27 protein-coding genes and 2 tRNA genes are annotated in these 23,882 nt (G+C 54.0%); 11 read left to right on the plus strand and 18 right to left on the minus strand.

All coding sequences use genetic code 11. The annotated features are described in order from the left end of the window. The 3 genes from glyA to ACTRW9_RS11310 all read right to left on the minus strand — a co-directional run. Positions 1-1,106, minus strand: a 1,106-nt coding sequence (gene glyA, locus ACTRW9_RS11300) for a serine hydroxymethyltransferase (protein WP_442429430.1), incomplete at its 3' end; no start/stop codon positions are given. 1 nt (position 1,107) lies between these two features. After that, positions 1,108-1,587 (minus strand): ribose 5-phosphate isomerase B, encoded by a 480-nt coding sequence (gene rpiB / locus ACTRW9_RS11305; protein WP_442425479.1) that lies wholly within the window; start codon positions 1,585-1,587, stop codon positions 1,108-1,110. Positions 1,588-1,897: 310 nt separating this feature from the next. Further along, positions 1,898-2,794, minus strand: a complete 897-nt coding sequence (locus ACTRW9_RS11310) for a pentapeptide repeat-containing protein (RefSeq protein WP_442429431.1) — start codon at positions 2,792-2,794, stop codon at positions 1,898-1,900. A 125-nt stretch (positions 2,795-2,919) separates the two neighbouring features. Here ACTRW9_RS11310 and ACTRW9_RS11315 point away from each other — a divergent pair, with 125 nt between their 5' ends. Further along, on the plus strand, positions 2,920-3,579 hold the full coding sequence (locus tag ACTRW9_RS11315; protein WP_442429432.1) for a CPBP family intramembrane glutamic endopeptidase: 660 nt from the start codon (positions 2,920-2,922) through the stop codon (positions 3,577-3,579). 78 nt (positions 3,580-3,657) lie between these two features. Here the strand turns inward: ACTRW9_RS11315 and tatC are convergent, their stop codons facing one another. Continuing rightward, positions 3,658-4,512 carry a twin-arginine translocase subunit TatC gene (tatC, locus tag ACTRW9_RS11320; protein ID WP_442429433.1) on the minus strand — a complete coding sequence of 285 codons (855 nt, stop codon included), beginning with the start codon at positions 4,510-4,512 and terminating at the stop codon, positions 3,658-3,660. Between tatC and ACTRW9_RS11325 the strand changes: the two genes are divergently transcribed. From ACTRW9_RS11325 to ACTRW9_RS11345, 5 genes are all read left to right on the plus strand, one after another. Beyond that, positions 4,502-4,873: a hypothetical protein gene (locus tag ACTRW9_RS11325; RefSeq protein ID WP_442429434.1), complete on the plus strand. Its 372-nt coding sequence runs from the start codon at positions 4,502-4,504 to the stop codon at positions 4,871-4,873. The two genes, tatC and ACTRW9_RS11325, sit on opposite strands and share 11 nt — an antisense overlap. 29 nt (positions 4,874-4,902) lie before the next feature. Further along, positions 4,903-5,082 carry a hypothetical protein gene (locus ACTRW9_RS11330; RefSeq protein WP_005010316.1) on the plus strand — a complete coding sequence of 60 codons (180 nt, stop codon included), beginning with the start codon at positions 4,903-4,905 and terminating at the stop codon, positions 5,080-5,082. 6 nt (positions 5,083-5,088) lie between these two features. Further along, positions 5,089-5,161, plus strand: a tRNA-Gly gene (locus tag ACTRW9_RS11335). Between the two features lie 30 nt (positions 5,162-5,191). Then, positions 5,192-5,473, plus strand: a complete 282-nt coding sequence (locus tag ACTRW9_RS11340; protein WP_005010312.1) for a DUF507 family protein — start codon at positions 5,192-5,194, stop codon at positions 5,471-5,473. A gap of 14 nt (positions 5,474-5,487) precedes the next feature. Beyond that, positions 5,488-5,766: a DUF507 family protein gene (locus tag ACTRW9_RS11345; RefSeq protein WP_442425475.1), complete on the plus strand. Its 279-nt coding sequence runs from the start codon at positions 5,488-5,490 to the stop codon at positions 5,764-5,766. 12 nt (positions 5,767-5,778) lie between these two features. Here the strand turns inward: ACTRW9_RS11345 and larC are convergent, their stop codons facing one another. Beyond that, the gene (larC, locus tag ACTRW9_RS11350; RefSeq protein WP_442429435.1) at positions 5,779-6,954 is read right to left on the minus strand and encodes a nickel pincer cofactor biosynthesis protein LarC; all 1,176 of its coding nucleotides are present in this window, start codon (positions 6,952-6,954) and stop codon (positions 5,779-5,781) included. 34 nt (positions 6,955-6,988) lie between these two features. After that, complete coding sequence (locus ACTRW9_RS11355; protein WP_442429436.1) at positions 6,989-7,267, minus strand: (2Fe-2S)-binding protein; 279 nt, start codon at positions 7,265-7,267, stop codon at positions 6,989-6,991. A gap of 224 nt (positions 7,268-7,491) precedes the next feature. On the opposite strand from ACTRW9_RS11355, the gene ACTRW9_RS11360 reads away from it, so the two are divergent. Next, positions 7,492-7,854 carry a hypothetical protein gene (locus ACTRW9_RS11360; protein ID WP_442429437.1) on the plus strand — a complete coding sequence of 121 codons (363 nt, stop codon included), beginning with the start codon at positions 7,492-7,494 and terminating at the stop codon, positions 7,852-7,854. A 79-nt stretch (positions 7,855-7,933) separates the two neighbouring features. On the opposite strand, the gene ACTRW9_RS11365 is transcribed toward ACTRW9_RS11360, so the two are convergent. Next, positions 7,934-8,010: transfer RNA gene (locus ACTRW9_RS11365), tRNA-Met, on the minus strand. Between the two features lie 76 nt (positions 8,011-8,086). Beyond that, positions 8,087-9,454: an MBL fold metallo-hydrolase gene (locus tag ACTRW9_RS11370; RefSeq protein ID WP_442429438.1), complete on the minus strand. Its 1,368-nt coding sequence runs from the start codon at positions 9,452-9,454 to the stop codon at positions 8,087-8,089. A 175-nt stretch (positions 9,455-9,629) separates the two neighbouring features. On the opposite strand from ACTRW9_RS11370, the gene ACTRW9_RS11375 reads away from it, so the two are divergent. Continuing rightward, positions 9,630-10,169, plus strand: coding sequence for a hypothetical protein (locus ACTRW9_RS11375; protein ID WP_442425470.1), 540 nt, complete (start codon positions 9,630-9,632; stop codon positions 10,167-10,169). 149 nt (positions 10,170-10,318) lie between these two features. Here the strand turns inward: ACTRW9_RS11375 and ACTRW9_RS11380 are convergent, their stop codons facing one another. Both ACTRW9_RS11380 and ACTRW9_RS11385 read right to left on the minus strand, forming a co-directional pair. Then, entirely contained in the window at positions 10,319-11,524 is a 1,206-nt protein-coding gene (locus tag ACTRW9_RS11380) for a hypothetical protein (RefSeq protein WP_442429439.1), read from the minus strand. A 60-nt stretch (positions 11,525-11,584) separates the two neighbouring features. Beyond that, on the minus strand, positions 11,585-12,346 hold the full coding sequence (locus tag ACTRW9_RS11385) for an alpha/beta hydrolase (protein ID WP_442429440.1): 762 nt from the start codon (positions 12,344-12,346) through the stop codon (positions 11,585-11,587). Positions 12,347-12,586: 240 nt separating this feature from the next. Here ACTRW9_RS11385 and ACTRW9_RS11390 point away from each other — a divergent pair, with 240 nt between their 5' ends. Next, positions 12,587-14,854: an aconitate hydratase gene (locus ACTRW9_RS11390; RefSeq protein WP_442425467.1), complete on the plus strand. Its 2,268-nt coding sequence runs from the start codon at positions 12,587-12,589 to the stop codon at positions 14,852-14,854. Positions 14,855-14,949: 95 nt separating this feature from the next. On the opposite strand, the gene ACTRW9_RS11395 is transcribed toward ACTRW9_RS11390, so the two are convergent. The 4 genes from ACTRW9_RS11395 to ACTRW9_RS11410 all read right to left on the minus strand — a co-directional run bounded on the left by ACTRW9_RS11395 (position 14,950) and on the right by ACTRW9_RS11410 (position 17,099). After that, positions 14,950-15,117: a hypothetical protein gene (locus tag ACTRW9_RS11395; protein ID WP_442429441.1), complete on the minus strand. Its 168-nt coding sequence runs from the start codon at positions 15,115-15,117 to the stop codon at positions 14,950-14,952. 54 nt (positions 15,118-15,171) lie between these two features. Next, positions 15,172-15,378, minus strand: coding sequence for an SH3 domain-containing protein (locus tag ACTRW9_RS11400; protein ID WP_442425465.1), 207 nt, complete (start codon positions 15,376-15,378; stop codon positions 15,172-15,174). A gap of 7 nt (positions 15,379-15,385) precedes the next feature. After that, positions 15,386-16,333, minus strand: coding sequence for a M48 family metalloprotease (locus tag ACTRW9_RS11405; RefSeq protein ID WP_442429442.1), 948 nt, complete (start codon positions 16,331-16,333; stop codon positions 15,386-15,388). Positions 16,334-16,493: 160 nt separating this feature from the next. Continuing rightward, positions 16,494-17,099 (minus strand): tetratricopeptide repeat protein, encoded by a 606-nt coding sequence (locus ACTRW9_RS11410; RefSeq protein WP_442429443.1) that lies wholly within the window; start codon positions 17,097-17,099, stop codon positions 16,494-16,496. 261 nt (positions 17,100-17,360) lie between these two features. Between ACTRW9_RS11410 and ACTRW9_RS11415 the strand changes: the two genes are divergently transcribed. Further along, the gene (locus tag ACTRW9_RS11415; protein WP_442429444.1) at positions 17,361-18,383 is read left to right on the plus strand and encodes an NAD(P)H-dependent glycerol-3-phosphate dehydrogenase; all 1,023 of its coding nucleotides are present in this window, start codon (positions 17,361-17,363) and stop codon (positions 18,381-18,383) included. Continuing rightward, positions 18,383-19,150: a nickel pincer cofactor biosynthesis protein LarB gene (gene larB / locus ACTRW9_RS11420; protein WP_442429445.1), complete on the plus strand. Its 768-nt coding sequence runs from the start codon at positions 18,383-18,385 to the stop codon at positions 19,148-19,150. The genes ACTRW9_RS11415 and larB overlap by 1 nt, the downstream gene beginning before the upstream one ends. Here the strand turns inward: larB and ACTRW9_RS11425 are convergent. From ACTRW9_RS11425 to ACTRW9_RS11440, 4 genes are all read right to left on the minus strand, one after another. Continuing rightward, on the minus strand, positions 19,119-20,117 hold the full coding sequence (locus tag ACTRW9_RS11425; protein WP_442429446.1) for an NAD-dependent epimerase/dehydratase family protein: 999 nt from the start codon (positions 20,115-20,117) through the stop codon (positions 19,119-19,121). The two genes, larB and ACTRW9_RS11425, sit on opposite strands and share 32 nt — an antisense overlap. Positions 20,118-20,129: 12 nt before the next feature. Continuing rightward, entirely contained in the window at positions 20,130-21,137 is a 1,008-nt protein-coding gene (tsaD, locus tag ACTRW9_RS11430) for a tRNA (adenosine(37)-N6)-threonylcarbamoyltransferase complex transferase subunit TsaD (RefSeq protein WP_442429447.1), read from the minus strand. 99 nt (positions 21,138-21,236) lie between these two features. After that, positions 21,237-22,628 (minus strand): S41 family peptidase, encoded by a 1,392-nt coding sequence (locus ACTRW9_RS11435; protein WP_442429448.1) that lies wholly within the window; start codon positions 22,626-22,628, stop codon positions 21,237-21,239. A 112-nt stretch (positions 22,629-22,740) separates the two neighbouring features. Beyond that, positions 22,741-23,871, minus strand: coding sequence for a murein hydrolase activator EnvC family protein (locus ACTRW9_RS11440; RefSeq protein WP_442429449.1), 1,131 nt, complete (start codon positions 23,869-23,871; stop codon positions 22,741-22,743). Between the last annotated feature and the right edge of the window lie 11 nt (positions 23,872-23,882).

The following is a 23,882-nucleotide window of genomic DNA, read 5'->3' on the forward strand; positions in this document are numbered from 1 at the left end:
TTCATGCCGCGGGTGGTGAGGGCGGGGGTGCCGATTCGGATGCCGGAGGTGACGAAAGGACTGCGCGTCTCGAACGGCACGGTGTTCTTGTTGACGGTGATGCCCGCCTGGTCGAGCGCCTCTTCCGCCTGCTTGCCGGTAATGCCCTTGTTGTTGAGATCGACCAGAATCAGATGCGTGTCGGTACCGCCGCTGACGATCTTGAAGTCGCGCTCCTTGAGAAATTCGCCCAGGCACTGCGCGTTCTTGATGACCTGTTTCTGGTATTCGACGAAATCCGCCTGCAGGGCCTCCTTGAAGGCGACCGCCTTGGCGGCGATGACATGCATCAAGGGACCGCCCTGGATGCCGGGAAAAATTTTCTTATTCACGTCCTTGGCGAATTCCTCCTTGCAGAGGATCATGCCGCCACGGGGCCCGCGCAGGGTTTTGTGTGTGGTGGTGGTGACGAAATCCGAATACGGTACCGGGCTGGGATAGAGCTTGGCCGCGATCAGCCCTGCCGGATGAGCGATGTCCGTCATGATCTTCGCGCCCACTTCATCCGCGATTTCCCTGAACCGCTTGGCGTCGATCACCCGGGGATAGGCGCTGGCGCCGACGACGATCATCTTCGGCCGGTGTTCCCTGGCCAGCTTTTCAACTTCGTCATAATCGAGAAGCTCGGTCTCCTTGTTGAGACCATACTGCACGACCTTGTAGGTATAGCCCGAAAAGTTCACCGGCGCCCCGTGCGTCAGGTGGCCGCCATGAGACAGGTTCATGCCCAGAATGGTGTCACCGGGTTCACACACGGCGTGATACACGGCCATGTTGGCCTGTGATCCCGAGTGGGGTTGGACATTGGCATGCTCCGCACCGAAAATCTCCTTCGCCCGGTCGATCGCCAGCTGCTCGGCGATATCCACGTATTTGCAACCACCGTAATAACGTTTGTTGGGGTAGCCCTCGGCGTATTTGTTGGTCATCACCGAGCCCAGTGCTTCGAGTACCTGGGGGCTGACAAAGTTCTCGGATGCGATCATCTCCAGCGTGAAATTTTCGCGGTCGATTTCGCCTTTGATGGCATGCGCGATATCCGGGTCGAATTCAGATAAAAGTGACAATTTAAAGTTCTCCTTTGTTAATCATTTTTTCGATGGAATTGATCTTTTCCAGACGGCGGCCGTGGCGTCCTCCTTCAAACGGAGTGCTCATCCAGGTGCGGACAATTTCATAGGCAAGCCCCTTGCCTATTACCCGGCCTCCCATAATCAGGATGTTCGAATCATTATGCTGCCGGCAAAGCTTGGCCGTGTACACATCGTTGCAAAGCGTGCCCCTCACTTTGGGGAACCGGTTGACGACGATGGACATTCCGATTCCGGTGCCACACATGACAATGCCGTTCAGGTTTTCGTCCTCCGACACCATGGTGGCCACCTTGATGCCGTAATCCGGGTAATCCACCTGTTCGGAAGAGTCCGGGCCGAGGTCCGACACCTCCACACCGTCCGCACGCATGGCCTCAATGAGGGATTGCTTCAATTCGAATCCGGCATGGTCGGAGGCGATCACAATTTTTCCAATTTTATTTTCTCTATTCATACAGCCTTTATTCAATTCCTTGTGATTTCAGGGTTGGTTCTGAGCACAAGGCGGGAAGGTTGATTCGCCCGCGTTGCATGTAGAAGGAGGCTCCGGAAGGAAAGGCCGGGGTACCGGGTTGTGCAACAGCCCAGTGGACCCACCGACGTCGAACCCGAACGTGCCATCTTAACAGATTGCGGACTATTCCGGGAGTGCACCACCGAAATTACCGCATTGCCGGAACACGCCCCAATATTCAATTATTAAATTTAAACATTAAAAAAAACTATATAAAATACTAATTTTAAACTATTTTTTATACCCACAGCTAGTCGCGGGGTTTGCACACAAATTCCGTTTTTGAGGTCCATTCCACTTCGAGATCATGAGGCAAAATGGTGCGCTTGTCGATTTTTGCCCCATTGACCTGCTCCGCAGTCAGGTTTTCTACTTTTTGCAAGTTGGCCCCGTGCAGGATGGCCCCGTCCAGTTTGGCCCCGCTCATGTCAGTTTCGCTGAAATTCGAACGCTCCAGGTTGGCCTGGGAAAAGTCACAATTCGACAATTCCGTGCTGATAAAATTGGATTGGCCTAATTGCGCCTTCTTAAAGTTGACGTTCTCGAGTGCCGCCACGCTGAAATCGGTCTGGTTCAGGTTGGCGCTGTCAAAATTGACATTATTGAGTTCGGATTCGCGGAAATCCACCCGTACGAGCCGGATGAAACTGAGGTCGGAATCGGTGATCTGGATGCCCCGGAATGTGGAATGCGTGCCGTCGGCCTGAATGAACTGGCATTGGACCATCTCCACGTTGGCCAGATCGGATTTGGTCAAAATGGATTTGTTGATCTGGCAATTTTCAAACCGTGCGCCCCGAAAGCTGGTATTGGACAGTTGAAGTCCGTTCAGCACAATATTGACCAGTTTCGCATCGTCAAACCGGGCCTGCGTCAGGTGGCTGCCGGTGAACTTGCAGTCCGTCAGAACCGCTTCCATAAACTTGACCCCCAACATGTCCGAGCGGCGGAAATCGATTCCGTTCAATTGAGCCTGGCTCATGTCGATGCGCATCAGGTTCGCATCGGTCAAATCGGCTTTGGTCAACCGGATGCCGGAAAGGTCTGCGGCCACCAGATCGTGCTTGGACAGCTCCAGCTTTTTTCGCAGGTCGTCCTCGGACAAATCTGCCGAACGCCAACCGGCATCCATGCTTTCTTCTGACATAGAGTCTCCTATTCACTCATACGAACAAACCGCGGATATACTATCATGGACACCCCAATCTTCCAGAAAGGAAATTAAACCACTTTTCCGACATGCAACCGAAATCATCGACAGCTGCGTGGAGTTTGAAGGGACCGGCCTGGAGTCTTGCGGGATACATCTGCCTTGTCTATCCTCTGGTGCACCTGCTTGTCCGTGACCCTCACCGGTTTTCCGCATGGATGGGGCCGGTGTATTTCGGACTGGTTTTGACGGTGGTATGGGCCAGAAAGAAGGCGACCCTGGCCCAACTCGGGTTCGCCAGGGAAGCGTGGGTTCGTCATGGTTTGGTGGGAGGCCTCCCCGGCTTGCTATTGGCTGGAGCCGTGCCCTTGCTCGATGCCTTCATCGAAAATTCGGGATTGGACCAGACGGAACTGTTTGCCGGAGCGGAAAACAGGGCCATCGCCCTGCCCTCGGTTGCCACGCTTACTTTGATTGCAGTGGGACAGGTCCTATTCACTCCCGTTATTGAACAGGTATTTTTCACCGGGTTCCTGCTTCCCGCCCTGTTCCGCGTGGGAAAACCGATGACGGCAATCTATTTCACTGCCGCGTTGTTTGCCCTTGTCCACTTCGATATCAGGTTGAGCCTGTTCCTGATTGGACTGGTCTGCTCCGGATTGTTTTACTGGACCGGCACACTCTGGGCTTCGCTTTTTTTCCATATGGGGTGTGCGCTGGGGGGATGGTTGGTGACCTACTTTTATCCGCGCGTGGTCACGTTTCTCGCGTTTCTGTTGTGAGGGAAAACCCTGTCATGACCGGAGGGTTGGCGTTGGGACGGCGGAATTCATACCGGGAGAGAAAAACCGGCCGCAGAATCACACCGCCTTCTTTTGCGGCTTGACCTTGACCTTTCTTTTCTTGGCTTCTTTCTGTGCCTGTTGCGCTTCCTTCTTCGCTTTACGCATTTCGCGTTCCAGCTGGACCTGCTTCAACACCTGCTCGCGCTGCTTGGGGTCCTCAAAAAACGTGGACACCAGAACGCCGAATTCATACAGACAGTACAATGGCACGCCCAGCAGGAGCTGAGTGACGATATCGGGCGGAGTGAGGATGGCCGCCAGTGCAAACGAGCCCAGGAAGGCCCACTTGCGGTACATTCGCATCTTGATGGTGTTGATGACACCGAACTTGGTTAGAAGGACCATGATCAACGGCGTCTGGAAGGCAAAGGCAAAAGCGAGAATCAGCTTCACGATGAAGGAAAAGTAAAAACCGATCGTCACCTGCATCTGCCAGTACTGCACGCCGTAGTTGAACAGGAACTTCAGCGCCAGGGGCACCACGAGGAAATAGCAGAACGTGCCGCCAAACACGAAAAACAGCGTGCCGAAAAACACGAACATGAATGTGATTTTCTTCTCCTTGACCTTGAGGCCGGGAGAAATGAACATCCAGAAATGGTAAAGAATGAGCGGCATGGAAATGAACAACGATCCCATGAACGCAACCTTCATGTTGGTGAAAAAGGGCTCCGTGGGGGTGATGAAAGTCAGGCTGGCCCATTGCCTGGGAAGCGGATCCTCCAGCCAGCCCAGCAGGATCTCGATGAAGTAGAAGCAGACCCCGAAAAAGAAACCCACCACAATGGCCGTCTGAACCACACGGTCCTTGAGTTCCTTGAGGTGCTTGGAGACGGGAATTTTTTCGGTAAAACCCAGGGTGTTTACCACGTTTCATCCTTTTGCAGGTCGCGTTCTGAAAACTTCCGCCGACCGGCCATACAAACAAAGCCCACTCAAGGGCCGGGGCGCTTTCTTTCTGGATGTCGGGATGGGCGGAGACACGGTTGAATGTATTAGCGTTTTTCGCCGCAACCCATTACTTGTGACCTCATATTACTTAAAGAAAAAAACAAATACAATGATGATTTCAAACTCCGGTCCCGGTTCCAAAACCCGTTGTGTTTTAAGAATTTGGGATGGATATTATTTGCTTCACTCGGGGAAATATTGGATAATGCATCAAAATACAGGCTCCAGCCTGACGAGCAACCCGGTAAAAGTTGTCACCTCTTTCCAAAAAGCTTTATAATCAGTGAATTAGATTGGCGTTGTGACCGGATGGATCGGACTATCAAAAAAATCACCGGTGTCAAGGTGATCAATATCAGTGAAGAAAGTGCCGAAGCCATCGAGAAAATGGTGGACAAAGCCATCAAGGAAGTTCGCGGCAAAGGTCTGGAAATCGTGGATATCCAGACCACTGGCGACAACTTGTTCTTGATCTTGGTTGAAGACTGAAAACAGGCGGGTGTAGCTCAGTTGGTAGAGTGTCAGCTTCCCAAGCTGAATGTCGCGGGTTCGAACCCCGTCGCCCGCTTTCTAATTTTAAAACCAATCACGCAGGTTCATGAGAATTCAGAAAGAATTAATCGACCGCATCGCTAAAAAAACCGTCCGCTCCCTGATCGAAAACAATTTCATCATCTGGGACGACCGGCCAGAAAAACTGGAAGCCATCATTCACGAGATCATCACCGAAGACCTGATGGTGGAAGACCGGCTGAACGAAGAAGTCAAAATGCTGTTGGAATCCCGCACCAAGGACTACGAGCGCGACATGATGGATTACGGACGCGTGTTCCAGATGGTGAAGTCCAAACTGGTCCGGGAACGCGGCCTCATTCTTTAAACAAAGACGCAAAAATGAAATTGAGCAGGGAAAAAGTCAATCACATCAGCAAGCTCATCGTGAAGGATTTCGAAAACCGCGAGGAGATCGACTACAAGGAGGATCTCAACGACGTGCGCCTGGAGATCGCCCGGGTCATCAACGAGGAGTTGAAGATCGACGACAAGGCGGATGCCGAAGCCCGGCGCATCATCGAGTCCTACACCACCCGCAAACTCCGCGAGGGAACGGAGGAGTGGGAAATCATGTACCAGAAACACTACGACGAGTACTTCAAGAAACACGGACTGTAATAGACGGTCCGCCTACCCTTTCAATCGCTCTTCGGCATTACGGAGCGCTTCCTCGTACACTTCCCTGAGCGGTACTTTCTTTTTGTTGGCGATTCGCCGGCAGTCTTCATACTCCGGCGAGATATGTACCGGCAGTCCGTCCAGCCAGCCCACCTTCACCTTCACCGATCCAAACCGGGTTTTGACCGGTTCCACTTTTCGCTCGAGCACCGTCCGTTCCATCTCGCACGACCGCACCCCGTAAGTCGAAGTTTCCGCCAGAAGGATTCTGGAAAGCGCATCGCGCTTGCGCGGCGGTGACAAAACGGACAACTTCACAGCAGGCCGGTTTTTTTTCATCGAGATGGGCGTGAAGTAGACATCCAGGGCCCCGGCCTCGAACAGGCGGTCCATGACGTGATCGTAAAACTCCGGATTCATGTCGTCGATGTTGGTTTCCAGCAAGACCACGCGGTCGGTGGACTTCGTCACCGTCTCTCCCAGGACAGCGCGCAGCAAATTGGGCTGACCGTCGATCTGGTGCGTTCCGGCACCATATCCTACTTTCGAGATGGTCATGAGCGGCATACCCTGGAATTTTTCGGAGAAGAAACCGATCATCGCCGCACCGGTGGGCGTGGTCAGCTCCATCGGCACGCCGCTGGAAAAACAGGGAATGCCTTTCAGCAACTCCAGCGTGGCGGGGGCTGGAACGGGAAGAATGCCGTGTTCGCAGGCGACCGTACCCTCGCCCGTGTTGATGGGGGACGCCATGACCTGCTCCACTTCCAACAGGTGCAGGGCAAACACACCGCCGACGATATCGATGATCGAATCCACCGCCCCCACTTCGTGAAAATGCACCTTGTCGAGGGCGATGCGGTGCACCCGCGCCTCGGCCCGGCCCAGTCGCTCGAACACAGCCACAGCTTTCTCTTTCACCGTAACGGGAAGCTTGGATTTTTCTATGATGGTGCGGATTTCCCCAAATCCGCGGTGGTGATGGTGCGAGTGTCCCACCTTCACATCGACCTTGCTGCCTGCCAGATGGCCCCGCTTCACCCTTCGCGATTTGATTTCGTAATCCTTGAGGCCCAGCGTCTGCAGACCTTCGCGCAAAACCTTCAGGTCCACGCCCAGATCCACCAGTGCGCCCAGGATCATGTCACCGCTGATCCCGGTATAACAGTCGAAGTAAAGGGTTTTCATAAACAGAGAGACCGGTCAGGGAATCAAATTGAAATCAGTATCTGGCAAACAGTTTACTGAAAATTCCCCGTTTTCGAACCTGTCCGTTGGCCGGAGGGTCGGATTTTTCGGCAGGCTGGAGCTTATTCTGGTGCTGGTCGAGAAACAGCTGGAGGAGCATGTGGCAGGACTGGCATCCACCCCCGGCACCGCAGGCGGCCGTGATTTCCTCAATGGAGTGCAGGTTGTCCTCCCGGATGTGCGTCTTGATGACCCGGTCAGAGACTTGAAAACATTGACAGATGATCTCTTCCCCGGTTCCGGTGGAGTCCATAAAAGTTCCTCAATTCCAATAGCTTATAATGAGAATTATTATCATTTTAAGTTTTCCCCGCCCCTCCTGTCAATCGTAAGTTTCCCTGAGATTCCCACCCAAACAGGGGAAATAAAATGGCCGGAATGCATTCCAGGAAGCATCTTGACTATCAATACAGCCGTTTCATTGGAAGCAATGAGACTTTAGAAACCTCACACCTCATGCCCAAAAGGAGGATCGTAATGAAATACCGTTTCGCAATTGCCATCGTTCTTGGATTCATTCTGGCAACATTCAACCTGGCTTTCGCGGGACCGGACATAACGGCCGACCAGGATCAACACTCTCCGGTGACGCAGGCCACTTTGAATCAAATCATCGATGACACCCTGAAAGTCGAAACCGTGGGATCCCGCCATGGAAGCTGGGAGCAGTACCTGGTCCTTCAAGGCCTTGCGTCCTGTCTGGAAAAATGCCAGAGTCAATTTGAGTCCTGTATGAGCTCGGCGGGCGACGACCCAAGCAAACGGTTTCGCTGCGGGGAAGAACGGACGGCCTGCACGCTGGCATGCGACAACCAGTACTACAACCGGATGGAATTTTAATTCCAGCGGGAAGAGGATAGGTATTGGTCGGAAAAATGAAAAAGGCCCGGAGATATTTCTCCGGGCCTTTTTTTGTATCTGGTGGCGGTGCAGGGACTTGAACCCCGGACGCTACGGATATGAGCCGTATGCTCTAACCAGCTGAGCTACACCGCCTTGAAATCGCGATAAATCCTTGAAGGAAAGCAGTTTAGTTTTTTTACCCCACCCTGTCAATATTATTGCATACCTGCTAATTCCCCTCAAACTGCCCCTTCCAGCGGCGCACATCTTTCAGGTATTTTTCACGGTCCATGGCCTTATCCGGGGGAAACACCTCCATGAGCGGTTGGGGAAATTTCTTTTCCTGCGGAAAGCATTCAAAATTGCCGCCCACCACACGATACACATTGTGAAAGGTGCGGTACTGGCCCGATGCACCGACGAAATCCCAGTTGGTCTCGCCTTTTATCAGCCTGTACAGTTCCGAATAGGAAATGCCCTCGTATACATTGACCCTGCCCAGGTATCCCCTGGTGATGGCAGGCGGCTTGCTGAAATCGATGCTCCACACATCGGAGTCGTTCTCGCCGAACAGTTCCAGCCGGTAGCCGACTTTCCAGTGCCCCCACGCGGAGGCGACTTCCAATTGCTGAAGCCGCTCCAGAAATTCCTTCTGCAAAAAATTTTCGACGCACTGCTTCTCTTCCGCCTGACGGGCCGGGTCGGTTGTCATGGTGCGGATGCGCGGCACTTCCATCAATGGATTGAAGGCGGTGACGCTGTCGTTGTTCTCCTGAAACTTTGCTGTCTCGGACTTCTTTTCGTGGAGGATCACCCCCTCTTTCGTGATCTCTGCAATGTCACCCGGATTGAACACACTCGACTGGATTTCCGGAGCGAACTCACGCAGGTCCTCCAGAAACTGTTCCTGTGTAGTTGGAAACACAAAGTGATTCAGAAACTCGAAGCGATCAAAGAACCGCTCCCCTGCAGAACCGGGCACGGCAAATTTCGGCGACAGCGCCTTCGCTACTTTCAAAAACGAACTGTACTCCTCGAACGGCAGGACACAGGGCTTGTGGAAAGCAAAATTCTGCTCGAGCAACGGCTGAAACCGAAGGTGGGCCAAATCCACCCGGCCGCAAATGCGGTGAATGTATTCGATGATTTTGGGTGAGACGATGGTGTCCACCTGGTTCCAGATGCTCACCTCCCCATCCCGCACAATCACACCGTGCTCGGGATAGTAGTCCTCAAGGAGCGAAGGAGTCGGAATGAGGGTCAATCCGTTCACATTATACGACTCAAAGCTCTCGACTGCGGTGACATCGCTGTAACCCAGTTCCTTCAGGCATTCAAGCATGAGGGGGTCCTGCGGACAAAACACCTTGAGATCCTTCGGCAGGTAGGCCAGCGTGCGGATGTCGAAATGATCCTGATGACGATGCGACAGGTACAATACGTCCGGCCGCTTCAGCTTTTCGCGGTCGATCTCCACCTTCGGGTAATAATGGTTGAGCTCCTCAAAGTGGATGCTGAACAGGCACGGATCGCACAGCATGGTGGTGTCTTTGGACTCAATCCACAAACAGGCATGACCAATGAGAGTCGTTTTCATGGTTCTAAAACGTGCGGGGTTACAGTGATTATCTTCGGAAGTGGGTCAGCATACCGGAAGGCCGGGCTTATCTCAAGGTCTTTCCCTGCTGGGTGGATTCAACTTGACGACCGCGAAAGGATTGCGGAGAATTGGGAACCGAAACGGAAACCTTTATTTTTAGCCACGGAAAACCATGACGCAAGATACCATTCGATTCGAAGAAGGCAAACCCTGCCCTGTGCAGGTGGCGGGCACCGGCGGGGGGTTGTCGATTTCCGCCAACGGCGACATGCTGTTGATCGGCTCCATTCCCAACCCGACCGAGGACCAGATCGCCGCCTGGAGCGGCAAGTGGCGCGCCAAACTCATCACCGAAAGCGAGTTCCCTGCCATCCCCATTTTTGCCATCGGCAGTGAGGACTGGATTCTGGAAGCGCCATGCAATCCCTGTGACAACGAAAAGGAAGCTCCCGGATTCTGCGAGGCCCTTTACGCAAAGGACGATGTTGCCATGGCCGCCATCCTGGTCGATTCCGAAACAGGGCTCATCCGCAAGATCACGCAGGTGCCTCTGGACGAGATGTTCATCGAACGGCTGGTGCTGTCGTGGAACCCCTTCCGTTACGAGGCGAACGATTACAACAAATCATTCACGGCTCAGGAATTCGCGGAAAAGGTCGGGAATATTTTCAAGATGCGGCCATCCAAAGAACTGTGGATGACCTCCTGGTAGTGGACAAGGTCCACGGGGGGCAGGCCATGGCGTTTCCATCCCTGCAAGGGCCTGCGGGAGCATACCTGAAAACAAACCGACATTGAACCGGGGCTTCAGTCCATCGTTGCCCGCCGGGCAAGGTCCATCTGCCTCTCCATACCAGGGAACTAGGTGGTGTACTCTTCGTCCTCGTCGAGGTCCTCTTCCTCGTCGTCCTCCTCCTCGGCGACGACATCCTCGAATTCTTCCTCCTCTTCCTCCTCCTCTTCCTCTTCTTCTTCCTCTGCTTCCAGTACCGGGTATTCCAGGTTGTCCATGTATTCCGACTCGCGCAGAAAATCGAGACCTTCCTCGTTGAACGGATTGTCGTCCAGGTAGAGCCGCACCAGGTTCGCCATGTGTTCCGAGTCAGCAATCGCTTTCAGTCCCTCGTTGGTGATCCCGTTGTGCTCAATCATCAGGACTTCCAGATTGGCCATGTATTCCGACGCCGCAATCGCCGCGAGCCCCGCATCGTCGATGTGGTTGTGGTCGAGTGACAGGAAAGTGAGGTTTTTGAGATATTCGGAGCCCGCAAGGTACTCCGCGCCCACAGGGGTGATGTGGTTGATTTCCAGGTACAGCTTCTTCAGGTCCTTGAGGCCTTCGAACTCGGAGACCACCTTGGCTTCCACGTCGCCCAGGTTGAGCTTGCTGAGGTCCAGGGTCTCGCCATCGTCGCTCAACCGTTTGCGGATCATGTTCAAGGTCAGGAACACCTTGATGGCGTCCTTGCCTTTCTGGGTGAGCTTGTTGGCGCTCAGGTCCAGCCGCTGGAGGTTGATGTAGTTTTTGCTTTCGGCGAGAGCCAGCGCCCCGTCGTCGGTGATCTCCGACTTTTTCAGGTCCAGCATTTCCAGGCTGGGAAGGTTCTGGCAGGCGGCAAGGTGCCGCGCGCCCTCGTCGCCGATGGGGTTTTCCGAGAGCACCAGGCTGGTGAGATTTTGCAGATTGCCGGACCGGCACAAATGCTGGACCCCTTCGGGTCCGATGTCGTTCCAGGCCAGCCGCAGGGACTTCAACTGCTCCATATTGCGCGACTGCGAAATGTGGCGGCATCCTTCATCACCCAGCTTGTTCTTGTAGAGCTTGAGATACTGGAGATTGCTCAGGTTTTCCGACTCCGCAATATACCGCGCGCTTTCCGAGGAAAGCTTCTGGTTGGGAATAATGAGGCGCCTGAGATTGCGCACCGACCGTGACTTTGCCAATTCCGCCACCCCGGCATCGCCCAGTTTGGTGAAGTGAAAGTCCAGAGTGGACATGTCCCGGCTCAGCTTGAAGCCGTTCCGGATGATTCCCTCGATGTTGTAAAACTTTTTGGCGACGGTCATGGTTCCCCTTCAAACATCAGTGATGCTTCACATTGTACAACAAACCCGGCAAAGACGGGCTCAAACCACCTGTTCGAAAAATCGCAGAAGGCACCGGAAGTAGCCGTAATCCGGCGCCATCAGGATGTCGTTGTGCCCCACTCCGGGCAATATCTGGAGAGCCTTGTCCTCAGACCCCGCCTGCTGGTAGTTCAATTTCGCCTCGTGAGGGTAGATCAGCACATCGTCCTCACCATGCATGATGAGAAGCGGACATTTGACACGCTCGATCTTTTTACTGTTGTTGAACACCGCATCCTCTTCCGGTGTGGTGGCGTCGATTTTGAGCCCCCGGCGCTCCACCAGGGGAATGGGATCGGCATAGCCGCTCTCAATAACACAAGCCTGGATCTCCGGGTAGGAGGCACACAGTTCGATCGCCGAAGCACTTCCCAGTGAACGGCCCATCACGCAGACCCCGGGCAAAAGATGCCCGCCCTCTTTCAACGCCTTGTAAACAGCATGCGCGTCCGCCAGCGCTCCCCGCAGGGTGGGGTAACCGTCGCTTTTGCCGTAGCCCCTGTAGTCGCAAACGACGAAATCCGCACCCAACTGGTGATAAGGCTGCGCCAGGGCATCGTAGTCGGCGGCGATCTCCCCATTACCGTGGAAAAACAACAGGCTGAAGCGGGCATCCGGGTTGGGATGGCGGCGGACATGGACCTTGATTTCTCCCTCCACCGGAATGAACAGGTCCTCCGCTTCGGCGGGACCGGGCCCATGATCGGGCCGGGGAAAAAACAGATTCTGGTTGAATTGTGGGGTGTCAAAAATGGAAGTCATGGTGCCTCTGGAAAACTCCCGACTGTTTTCCCCGGTGAAACCCGCAACTCCAGCGTTAACAGGGAAAAATCAGACTTTAAGAGAGTTGAAATTTTGTTGTAATCGTGGCAAAATCTACCGTTCCAATTTGAGACTCTACGAGTTTCCAGCAATCCCTCCCTGAGCCAAAACCTGGCAACCCATAGCGAGGGGCCTACTATAACACCGATAAACTGTATTTTTAAACTAAGGAGCTATTCAATGTTAATGGATCCGGCACCTATTGAAAAACGCTTTGAATCCATGGGCAAGGTTCTCGACGCCGCACGGAAAAATCTGGGGCGTGACCTCACGATCGTCGAGAAAATCCTCTATTCCCATATGGACCCGGCAACGGATTTTTCAAAGCTGGAGCGGGGCAAATCGGATATTTTCCTGGATGCTGACCGTGTTGCCATGCAGGACGCCACGGCTCAGATGGCCATACTTCAGTTCATGTCCGCCAAGATTCCGGAAGTGGCGGTTCCCACGACCGTACACTGTGATCACCTGATTCAGGCGCACACCGGATCGGCTGAGGACCTGAAGGCCGCTGAGGACACCAACAGGGAGGTGTACGATTTTCTCCGCTCCGCCGCCATGAAATACGGCATGGGCTTCTGGAAGCCCGGCTCCGGCATCATCCACCAGGTCGTGTATGAAAACTACACCTGTCCCGGGACGTTGATGATCGGCACCGACTCCCACACCCCGAACGCAGGCGGCATGGGCATGATCGCCATCGGCGTCGGCGGCGCGGACGCGGTGGACGTCATGACCGGCCAGCGCTTCATGACCCGCATGCCGAAATTCGTGGGCATCAAGCTGACCGGCAAGCTGAGTGGCTGGACCGCCTCCAAGGATATCATCCTGAAGGTCGCCACCATGCTGACCGCAAAAGGCGGAACCAACAAAATCATCGAGTACTTTGGCGAAGGCGCCCGCTCCCTCAGCGCCACCAGCAAAGGTACCGTCACCAACATGGGCGCGGAACTCGGCGCCACCACCTCCATCTTCGCCTACGACGACAACATGGACGTGTACATGCGCAAAACCGAGCGCGATGGGATTGCGGACCTGTGCAAGAAGTACCGGGAGTTGCTCGTTTCCGATCCGGACGTCGAAAAGAATCCGGAAAAGTACTACGACGAGGTTTACGAAATCAACCTGTCGGAGCTGGAGCCGCACATCGTCGGCCCGCACACTCCGGATCTCGGCCGCACGGTTTCCCAGATGGGGGCGGATGCGGAAAAGAACGGGTATCCCAAGGAATTGTCTGCGGCGCTGATCGGCTCCTGCACCAACTCCAGCTACGAAGACCTCACCCGTTCCGTCAGCCTGGCGCGTCAGGCAAAAAAGGCAGGCCTCAAGGTGAAGTCGAATTTCCTCGTCACCCCGGGTTCCGAACGCATTTTTCAGACCATCACCCGCGACGGCATCATGAAGGATTTCGAAGATGTCGGCGCCACGGTTCTGGCCAACGCGTGCGGTCCGTGCATCGGGCAGTGGAAACGGGATGACATCCAGAAAGGTGACAAGAACAGCATCATCAGTTCTTACAACCGCAACTTCGCGAAACGGAATGACGGCAACGCCGAGACGCTGAGCTTCATCGGCTCTCCGGAGATCGTGGTCGCCATGGCGTTCGGCGGCCGGCTGGACTTCAACCCGATGACCGATACGCTGAAAACCCCGGACGGAAAGGATTTCAAATTCGAGCCGCCGCAGGGTGAGGTGTATCCGGAACAGGGTTATGCCTCCAAGGACAGCGGTTACCAGGCGCCGACCAATTCAGGCGAAGTCATCATCGATCCGAAGAGCGAGCGTCTGGCATTTCTGGAACCGTTCCCGAAACACGACCCGGTTACGGATTACAATGATCTCAAAGTGCTGTTCAAGGCGGCGGGCAAATGCACGACCGACCACATCTCGCAGGCCGGGCCGTGGCTGAAGTTCCGCGGTCATCTGGACAACATCAGCAACAACCTGTTCCTGGGTGCGGAAAACGCTTACTACGAGGAAACCGGTAAAGGCCACAATGTGTTGACGGGGGAAGTGGACGAGCTCAACAAGATCGCCCGCCAGTACAAGGATAAAGGCATCGGCTGGATTGCGGTCGCGGATGAAAACATCGGCGAAGGCTCCAGCCGCGAGCATGCGGCCATGGAACCGCGGCACATGGGTTGCCGCGCCATCGTGGCCAAATCCTATGCCCGCATCTTTGAGGCCAATCTGAAAAAACAGGGTGTCCTGCCCTTCACCTTCGACAACAAGGATGATTACAACAAAATCCAGCAGAAGGACAGCATTTCCATTGAAGGTCTGGACAAACTGCAACCATATCAGCCGGTCACCCTGGTGTTGACCCATGAAGACGGTTCAACCGACAAAATCAAGGTGAACCATTCCCTGAACGAAGGGGAGATTCAATGGTTCTATGCCGGTTCGGCCCTGAACTATGTCGGCAGCCAGAAAACGGCGGCAAGCTAATCAGCCCCGCCTTCTGTTTTTCGGGCAATAAAGAAACCCGGGCCCCCAAGGGGGTCCGGGTTTTCTGTTTTTTTTCGTGAAGTTCGGAAGAAAGCTCAATCGCCGTCCAGAAGGCTTCGCACTCTCAGTTCGTCTTCAATGTTTTGAAGCTTGTTCTGCAGGAACTGCTTTTTGTTATTGTTGCCAGAGTTGTCTTCCTGAGAACGGGCATCCAGCAATTTCTTAGTGTTCTCATACAACACCAGCAGTTCTTCATCATCCAAGTCTTCTACATTTGGACTACCCATAAAAGCCCCACATTACTCCAGAAAGAAAAGTTAAGCATGGGCGGCCCGGTCATCGGAAAGATTGAGAGGAACCTCGATCCATCCCTTTTTCTTTCCGTTTCGCCAGGTGATTTTCAGCCAGTTTCCCCGGGTTTGCAAAACCCGTACACGGGTCCCTTTATTCAAGCGATTGCAGACTTCACCCTTTTCCTTCAGGTGAACGGTGCAGTTTTTTTCCAGTACAATACTACTTTCCATAAAAAGGTCAAAACTTTTCCGGATCGAGTTGCAGAATTTTATCTTTCCTCGGCTTCCCCTTTCTGACAATTTTCAAATACTCTCCGGGAACGGGCTTGGACTCAAACCGGAGCCCGTTCAAAATGGCAATATCCCAATCTTTTTTTTCGTCTCCCAATTGGTCAATAGCAATACTGCGAAAGGTATCGCCGGGCTTCACTTTATAAATGTCGATATATTCCTGGTCATAATCGCGCCGATCGCTTTTGTGAACCCGGCCGCCGTATTCCATTCCTTTGATTTTTTGAAGGTACCCCTCACGGTTTCTTTTAAGTGTTCCACCATGGCGTTTGTTGATCGAATCGGATAGGGTGTCAGCACGAATGATCCGTTCCTTGGTGTCCGGATGTGTCGCCTGAAAACTGTGGTACACTTGGCCTGACAGAATTTCCTGTTGGCGCAGGTTACTTAAAAATTCAACCATGGCATTGGGATCGTATCCCGACTTCTGCGCAATCATCAAACCGTGGGCATCGGATTCCAATTCCGCATCGCGGCCATAGCCCAGGTTGATCGTGTTGAACAACTGGGTGCTGATCATCAACCATTCCCCGGCATTCTTTGGACTGGCAATGGCACCTCCGATGCTCAGGATCTGAGCCCCGATCTGGCGGATTATCTGTTTCGCCCCATGATGCTGGGTAACGTGGGCGATTTCATGGCCCAACACGCCCACAAGTTCCGCTTCACTGTTGACCATTGCAAGTAGGCCGCGGGTGACATAAATATACCCTCCGGGAAGGGCAAAGGCGTTGACTTGCGAACTGTCCACGACCTTGAAAAAGTAGCGGCTGAACTCCGGGTTGGACATATTGCTGACCAGATTCTGGCCAAGCTGATTCACGTACAGCTGCAGTTCTTTGTCCTGGTACAATCCGTACTGGGCAATCACCTGGGGATCGGCTTTCTGCCCCATGCTGATTTCAGTTTCTTTATCAATAAAGGGAACTGCGAGGACAGAATCGGGACCCGTGAGGCAGGTCAATGAAAACAAAAAAAGGAGGGAAGAAAGGAAGCGGAACAAATATCTGTATAGGAACGGTGGGAACATACCCTGAACCGTGGAAAAGTACCTGTTACTCGAGTTGCCTCAACTTCCGGTCCACCTTTTCCAGATCCGGATGGCTGGGAAACTTGTTCTTCATTTCTCTTAACATCAAGATTGCATTCTGAGGGTCATTCAACGATTCGTAACAGCGGACCAGACCCATGTAGATATAGAATAGCGGGAAGTCTGAAGAGCTGTCTATAATAGATTTGTAAATTTCAACGGCCTTCTGAAAATCTTTCTTAGCTTCATGGGCATAGGCAAGCCCTTTCTGGGCCAGCACGTAATTCAGGGAATCCCGCCTGGCCTCCTGCGTCACCAGGGTATATTCCTGAATGGCCGAATCGTAGTCGCTCTTTTCGAAAAATGTTTCCGCCATCAACAATTGAGCACGTATTTTTTGAGGCCCATCGGAAAACTCCTTCAGCAAAGCCTGCATTTGACTTGTAACATTTTCATCCGGCTCGGCCTGTTGACGCTTCTGCAGTTTTTCCATTTCAAAATACAGTTTCTCCATTTCCTGCCATTTTTTATGCTCACTTTCGGTCCACAACCAGGAACCCACAAGCACAGCAAGCACCAGGCCCGCTAATCCGAACACCAGGGCCCGGTTCGCGTCCAGAAACGTGATCATGCGGCCGCCGAAGCGTTGCAGGGAATCAGGTTCTTTCAGGTCTTTTTTGGTAAGTTTTTGTTGCTGGGCCATAGGAAATTTTGTTCAAACCACAGGGTGGCGGGGTGAATGAAAACTGCAGAGGCCCAATTTAAGCACAAAGAAAAATTACGCACAAGCCCAATTTCCACAATCATTTTGCGGTAAAATGCTATATTCGGAAACTTGTCATCCGGGAAAACTTACATTTTCTGAAGCCTGATACGAGGTACGAAACCAGTTATGACAGATTCCTCACGCATTGGAGTGATCGGGGCCGGAAGCTGGGGCACTGCATTGTCCCTTCTCCTGGCTGAACAGGGCCGAAGGGTGGACCTGTGGGCCTTCGAGCCGGAAGTTTGTGCTGCCATCAAAGAGAAAGGCGAAAACACAATCTTCCTGCCGGGAATCGCCCTTCCCGATTCCATCCACCCCTCGACCCGGTTTGAGGACGTGGTGAAGGACAAGGACGAAATCGTTCTGGTGGTGCCGACCCATGTGCTCCGGTCTACTGTGGGTCGTTTCGCTCCGTTGCTCAAACCGGATTGCCTGGTTATCAGCGCCAGCAAGGGTATCGAAAACGACAGCCTGCAATTCGTTCATCAGATCGTGAATGAAACGCTGGGAAGGCCGCAGCCGTTTGCGGCTCTGTCCGGACCCACTTTCGCCGCGGAAATCGCAGGCAAAACACCCTCGGCCATTGTCGCAGCAGCGGAAAACGAAGAAATTGCAACCCGGGTCAAAGCGTTGTTCGAATCGTCCTTTCTCAAAGTATTCACCAGCACGGACGTGCTGGGAGTGGAACTGGGCGGTGCGCTCAAAAACGTGATCGCCATCGCGACCGGCATCTCCGATGGCCTGGGCCTGGGCCTCAACACCCGGGCCGCACTCATCAACCGGGGCCTGGTTGAAATGACCCGGATTGGCACAGCCCTGGGGGCACGCCTGGAGACCTTTTCCGGACTCTCCGGAATGGGCGATCTGGTCCTCACCTGCACCGGGGATCTAAGCCGCAATCGGACTGTCGGGATGAAGCTGGCAAAGGGAGAATCACTGGAACAGATCACAGGGAGCATGAAAATGGTGGCCGAGGGAGTGCATACGGTGACTTCTGCTTACAGGCTGAAAGAAAACCTGAACATCCAGGCGGCGATCATCGAGGAAACCTATCAGGTTCTCCACCGTGGCAAATCACCCCAGTCCGCCCTTCTGGACCTGATGAACGTTGAAATCGGCTCGGAATTTTCCGGAATTAAAGGATTGTAATGAACCCGCACCAGATTGAAAAACTGCTGAAGGACCTCTTCGCTCAAAAAGTACAACCCGAAGCCGCCCTGGAACAACTGCGCACCCTGCCCTTCGAGGACCTGGGGTTCGCGCATGTGGACCATCACCGTCCATTACGCAACGGCATGGCGGAGGTCATCTATTGCGAAGGCAAAACCGCGCCGCAGATATCCAAAATCATTCAAAAGCAACTGAAAGCCGGGTGCGACATTCTGGCCACGCGCCTGACGCGGGAATCCTACCTGAAACTGAAAAAGGACCTGCCTTCCAAAGCCAGGTACAACCCCGAGGGACGGGTGTTGACGATTTACAAATCCACCAGACCGAAGCCCGTCGGCCAGGTTCTCGTGGTCACCGCCGGCACCTCCGATATCCCGGTTGCCGAAGAGGCCATCGCCACAGCAGAACTCCTTGGAAGCAAGGTGGACAAGCTGGTGGACGTGGGCGTGGCGGGGATTCACCGCCTGCTGGACAAGGTGGACCGGCTGCGGGAAGCACGGGTTATTGTTGTGGTCGCGGGTATGGACGGGGCCCTGCCCAGCGTCGTCGGCGGGTTGGTCAGCTGCCCGGTGATCGGTGTGCCGACCAGCGTCGGTTACGGGGCCTCATTCGGCGGGGTGGCGGCGCTCCTCACCATGCTCAACAGTTGCTCCACCGGTGTCGGGGCCGTGAACATCGACAATGGATTCGGCGCCGGATGCCTGGCCCACCGCATCAACGTGATGGGCGCGCCTTCCACCAAGTAACCAGCCGCTCCATCCCCTCTTCCGGACTCACCACCGGCTCGTAATTCAACTCCCGCCGTGCGCGGCTTATATCGAAACAATGCGAGGTCGCAAGCTGGCTTGCCAGAAAACGCGTCATGCGCGGCTCCGACTTCAAGCCGAACAGGCGGTGCACCGACTCCAGCAGCGCCCCCAGCCGTTTGCCGTTTCGATAGGAGATCGACCGCGCCACGGGCTTCACGCCCACCGCCTGCAACAGTTCGTTGATCCAGGCCCACAACACCACGGGTTCACCGTCGCTTAAAAAATAAACTCTCCCGCCCACAGGTTTCGCAACCGACAACGCCTGAAGCGCCTTGATATGCCCTTCGACCGCGTTGTCGATATAGATGATATCCACTTGATTTTTTCCCTCACCCACCTGCACCAGCTTTCCTTGACGGGCACGTTCGATAATGCGGGGCACAAGGTGGGGATCGCCGGGACCCCAGATGAGGTGCGGTCGCAGGATGACCGTGGCCAATCCATGTTGCCCATTGGCTTCCAACACCCGCTGTTCTGCCAGGGCCTTGGTCTTGGGGTAGTCGCAGAGGTAGCGCCGGGCGTAGGGCAGGTCCTCGGTGCCGTTTTCGATGCCGATCCCATCGTACACAACACTGGGGGAGCTGGTGTGGATCAACTTGCTCACACCGTGTTGCAGGCATCCGGCAATCACGTTCTCCGTCCCTTCGACATTGGTCCGGTAAAAGGTGTCGCGATCGCCCCAGATTCCGGTCAGCGCTCCGCTGTGGAACACAGCATCCCGTCCCCGGCAGGCGTCGGACATCGCTTTCCGGTCAGCAAGGTCAACCTGGAGAAAATCGATACCCTCTGGCAGATCCGGATTATCCCGGCGTCCCAGTGCGGTAACAGCGTGACCGAGGGCGTGCAGTCGACGGGCAATGTGTCCTCCCAGAAAACCGCTCCCACCTGTCACGAGTATGTTCATGAGGATGGAGAATCAGACAGAAAAGTTGGCGTGGGCGTCCAGGGCCAGCAACTCACTCGCAGGCGGAGGCGCGTTGCGGTAACGGAAGGTTCCGGCACAGGCGATCATGGCCGCATTATCGGTGCAGAGAATCGGTTTCGGCACGAAACACTGGACCCCCCGCTGGTTTGCGGCTTCCTGAAGTGCCTGTCGAAGCACTCCGTTGGCAGCGACCCCCCCGGTGAGAACAACGCGGTCCAACTGTTCCTGTTCGCAGGCGGAAAGGGCTTTTGCCACCAGAACCTCCACCACCGCTGATTGAAACCCGGCGGCGATGTCGGCATCGCTCAACCCTTTGCCGTTGTCATCGCGCCGGGCGATGGCCGTCCTGACTGCGGTTTTGAGTCCGCTGAAACTGAAATCGAGCGATCCCTTCTCCAGCCACGCGCGGGGGAACTGGTGAGCATTGGGATTGCCCTCCCGCGCCCGTTTTTCGACGATGGGACCTCCCGGGTATCCCCAGCCCAGCATCTTCGCCACCTTGTCGAACGATTCCCCGGCGGCGTCGTCGCGGCTCCTTCCCAGCACACGGTAATCACCAAACCCGTTCACCCGGTACAGGTCCGTGTGGCCGCCGGAAACGATCAACCCGATAAAAGGAAACTCGACCGGCTCCTGAAGAAAAATGGCCAGAAGATGCCCTTCCAGATGGTTGACGCCAATGAGCGGCTTGCCCGTGGCGAAAGCCAGCCCCTTGGCGGCATTCAGACCCACCAACAGCGACCCGACCAGCCCGGGCCCCTGAGTGACGGCAAACAGGTCGATGTCATCCAGTTTTTTGCCCGCCTGCTCCAGTGCTTCCCGGATAATGAAATGAATTTTATCGACGTGGCTGCGTCCGGCCAGTTCCGGCACGATCCCGCCGTATTTCGAATGGATGTCGTGCTGACTGGCTATGACGTTTGACCGCAAGTGAATGCCGTCTTCCAGTACGGCCGCCGCTGTTTCGTCACAGGAAGTTTCAATACCCAGGGTCAACATGGAAAACCGGGAAAAGATTTCATACTTGGATTAAAAAAACCAAAAGCCGGAAACGGGCACCCGAATCCGGCTTTTGTGAATAAGATCGAGAGAGAAAACTCAGTTGGTGTTTTCACTCTTGAAGATTTTGTTCATCACCGACCACCCTTGAAGCAGGGAAACCGCTTCCCGCAGCTGAATGTCGTCTTCCAATTCTTCCAACGCCGCAAGCCGCTCTTCTTTAGCCTCTTTTTCGGCTTTGGTCGGTTCATTTTCGGTGCCTTCAATGCTTTTCTTGCCCTTCAGGTGCTGCTTGAGGTCTTTTTCCCGAAGGAACCTGCGAATTTCATCTTTTTCCTTTTCGGCTTCGGTTTTTTCCCCTGACTCCTCATTTTCCAGAGGCTCTTCCTCAATGATGATGTCGGGGGTGATCCCGTTTTCCTGGATCACCTTACCGCTCGGGGTATAGTAGCGAGCCGTGGTGAGGCGAAGAGCGGAACCGTCGCTCAAGGGAATGATGGTCTGGACCGAACCCTTGCCGAACGTCTGCGTGCCCAGGATGACGGCACGCCCCATGTCCTGCAACGCACCGGCAACGATTTCAGACGCACTCGCACTTCCCCCATTGACGAGGATGATCATCGGGTATTGGAAATGTTTGCGGTTCTCATGCGTGGTGAAGCGCATGTTCTGGTCGTCGCTCCGTCCCTGTGTGTACACAATGAGATTTTCTTTGTCGAGGAACCGGTCCGCAACCTCCACCGCCTGGTTGAGCAGTCCTCCCGGATTCCCCCGCAGGTCGAGAATCAGTTTCTGGACCCGGCGTTCCTCGAACTCATTGAGGAAACGGTCCAGGTCCTGACTGGTCGTTTTGGTGAAATTGCGGATTTTTATGTAGCCGATGTTTTCGTAATACACCCGCTTTTTGACACTTTGGACCTTGATGATGTCCCGGGTGATGGTCACCACCTTCGGCTTTTCCATACCCTTGCGGAAAATGGTTATGTTGACATCGGAACCGCGCTCGCCGCGAAGCAGGTTGACGGCGTCGGTCAGGCTGAGATCGAGGGTCGGCTCGTCTTCAATCCTGATGATCTTGTCACCGGCTTTGATGCCTGCCTTGTCCGCAGGAGTGCCTTCGATGGGGGACACAACGGTGAGAATGCCGTTTCGCACGGTTATTTCGATACCAAGGCCACCGAATTTACCCGAAGTTTCAACCTTCATTTGCTTGAAAGAATCCGGTGGAAGATAGGATGTGTGCGGGTCCAGTGTTTTCAGCATTCCCTGGATGGCACCCTCAATCAATTGTTGGGGATTCACCGCCTCAACGTAGTTGGATTCGAGAAGGGCCAAAATTTCGGAGAACACTTTCAGCTTGTCGTAACTTCCCGGATTGGAAAAGTGTTCTTCACTGACTTCCGTTTCCGCGGCCCACGCCGGATTTACGGGAACAAGCCCGCCGCTTAGGGTCAGGGTCCCGGCCAGCATGAGGACAGCACCCGCTTTCATTAATTTTGATGCCCATTTTCCAGATGAAAAACTCAATGTCCCTCTCCACTATAAAAGAGTTGTTTTGTTTCGATTATACCCAATTCCCCCTGCAATAAACATCCCCAAATTTCTACTTTCCGGCAACTTGAAACCAGGGAGAAGGCTTGATGGGCTTGCCTTTGTGGCGCAATTCAAAGTACAGGGCGTCCCCCACCAGCGAGCCGGTATTTCCGGACAGGCCAATCACTTTCCCCTCTTCTACGACTTGCCCTTTCTTGACCTGGATGGAGTCCAGGTGTCCGTACAGCGAATGGTAGTTGTTGCCGTGGCCCAGAATGACAAGGTTGCCGTAACCTTCCAAAAAGCCGGTGTACAGAACTTTCCCGTAAAAAATAGCTTTTACCCGGGTCCCCGCTTTCACACCCAGGTTGACCCCGTTGTAAACAATGTAGGTATCGAACCGGTCATCCCACTTTTTTCCGAATCGGTTCAGCTTTTTGCCCTGTACCGGGTATTGAAGACGTCCCTTCATGTCTTCCAGGCTCAGACCCTGTTTGAGAATCAGTTTTTCCTCAAGCCGACCGATCAGCTCGTTCAATCCTTCCGAGGCTTTGATCAACTCCTTGCGCGTTTGCAGGGCGTAGATTTTTTTGGTTTTAACGTTTTTAAGGAATTGAGATTTGTAAGCCGCCTCATCTTCCAATTGCCGCTTTTTCTCCAGGGCCTCCTCTTCATATCGAACCAACGAGATCTGGCTTTTTTCGAGCTTTTCGGTTTCGGCCTGGAGTTTTTCCATTTGCTCCATGTAATCCTGAAAGATCACGGCGTCGTAAGCCATGACATTCTCCATGTATTTGAGCCGGGTGAGGAGCTGGTTGAACGTTTCCGACGAAAACAAAATCTTGACCAGATACATATCCCCGTTTTTGTAGATTTGTCGAAGGCGGTCCTTGAGAACCAACTTGTATTGTTCAAGGCGTTTCTTGTGCCTGGCAATGGCCTCCTTCGCCTCGCCAACCCGTTTCTCATTGACCTGGATGTTGTACTGGTATATTTGCAACTCCCTTTCGCGCAGCTTCTTACGATCCTCAAGGTGGCGAAGGGTTTTCAGGATGCGGGTTTCCTCTTTACCTATTCTCGATAACTCCCGATCCTGTTTCTCAATTTTTTTCCGAAGGGCTTCCAGTTCCCCCTTTTCCTGCTCCAGAAGATTCTCCACCTGGCTGGAGGCTTTTTCTTTCGAGTATGAAGGAACGGCCATTCCGCCGAAAA

The organism is Nitrospina sp. 32_T5, from assembly GCF_052156635.1.
GTDB lineage: Bacteria > Nitrospinota > Nitrospinia > Nitrospinales > Nitrospinaceae > Nitrospina.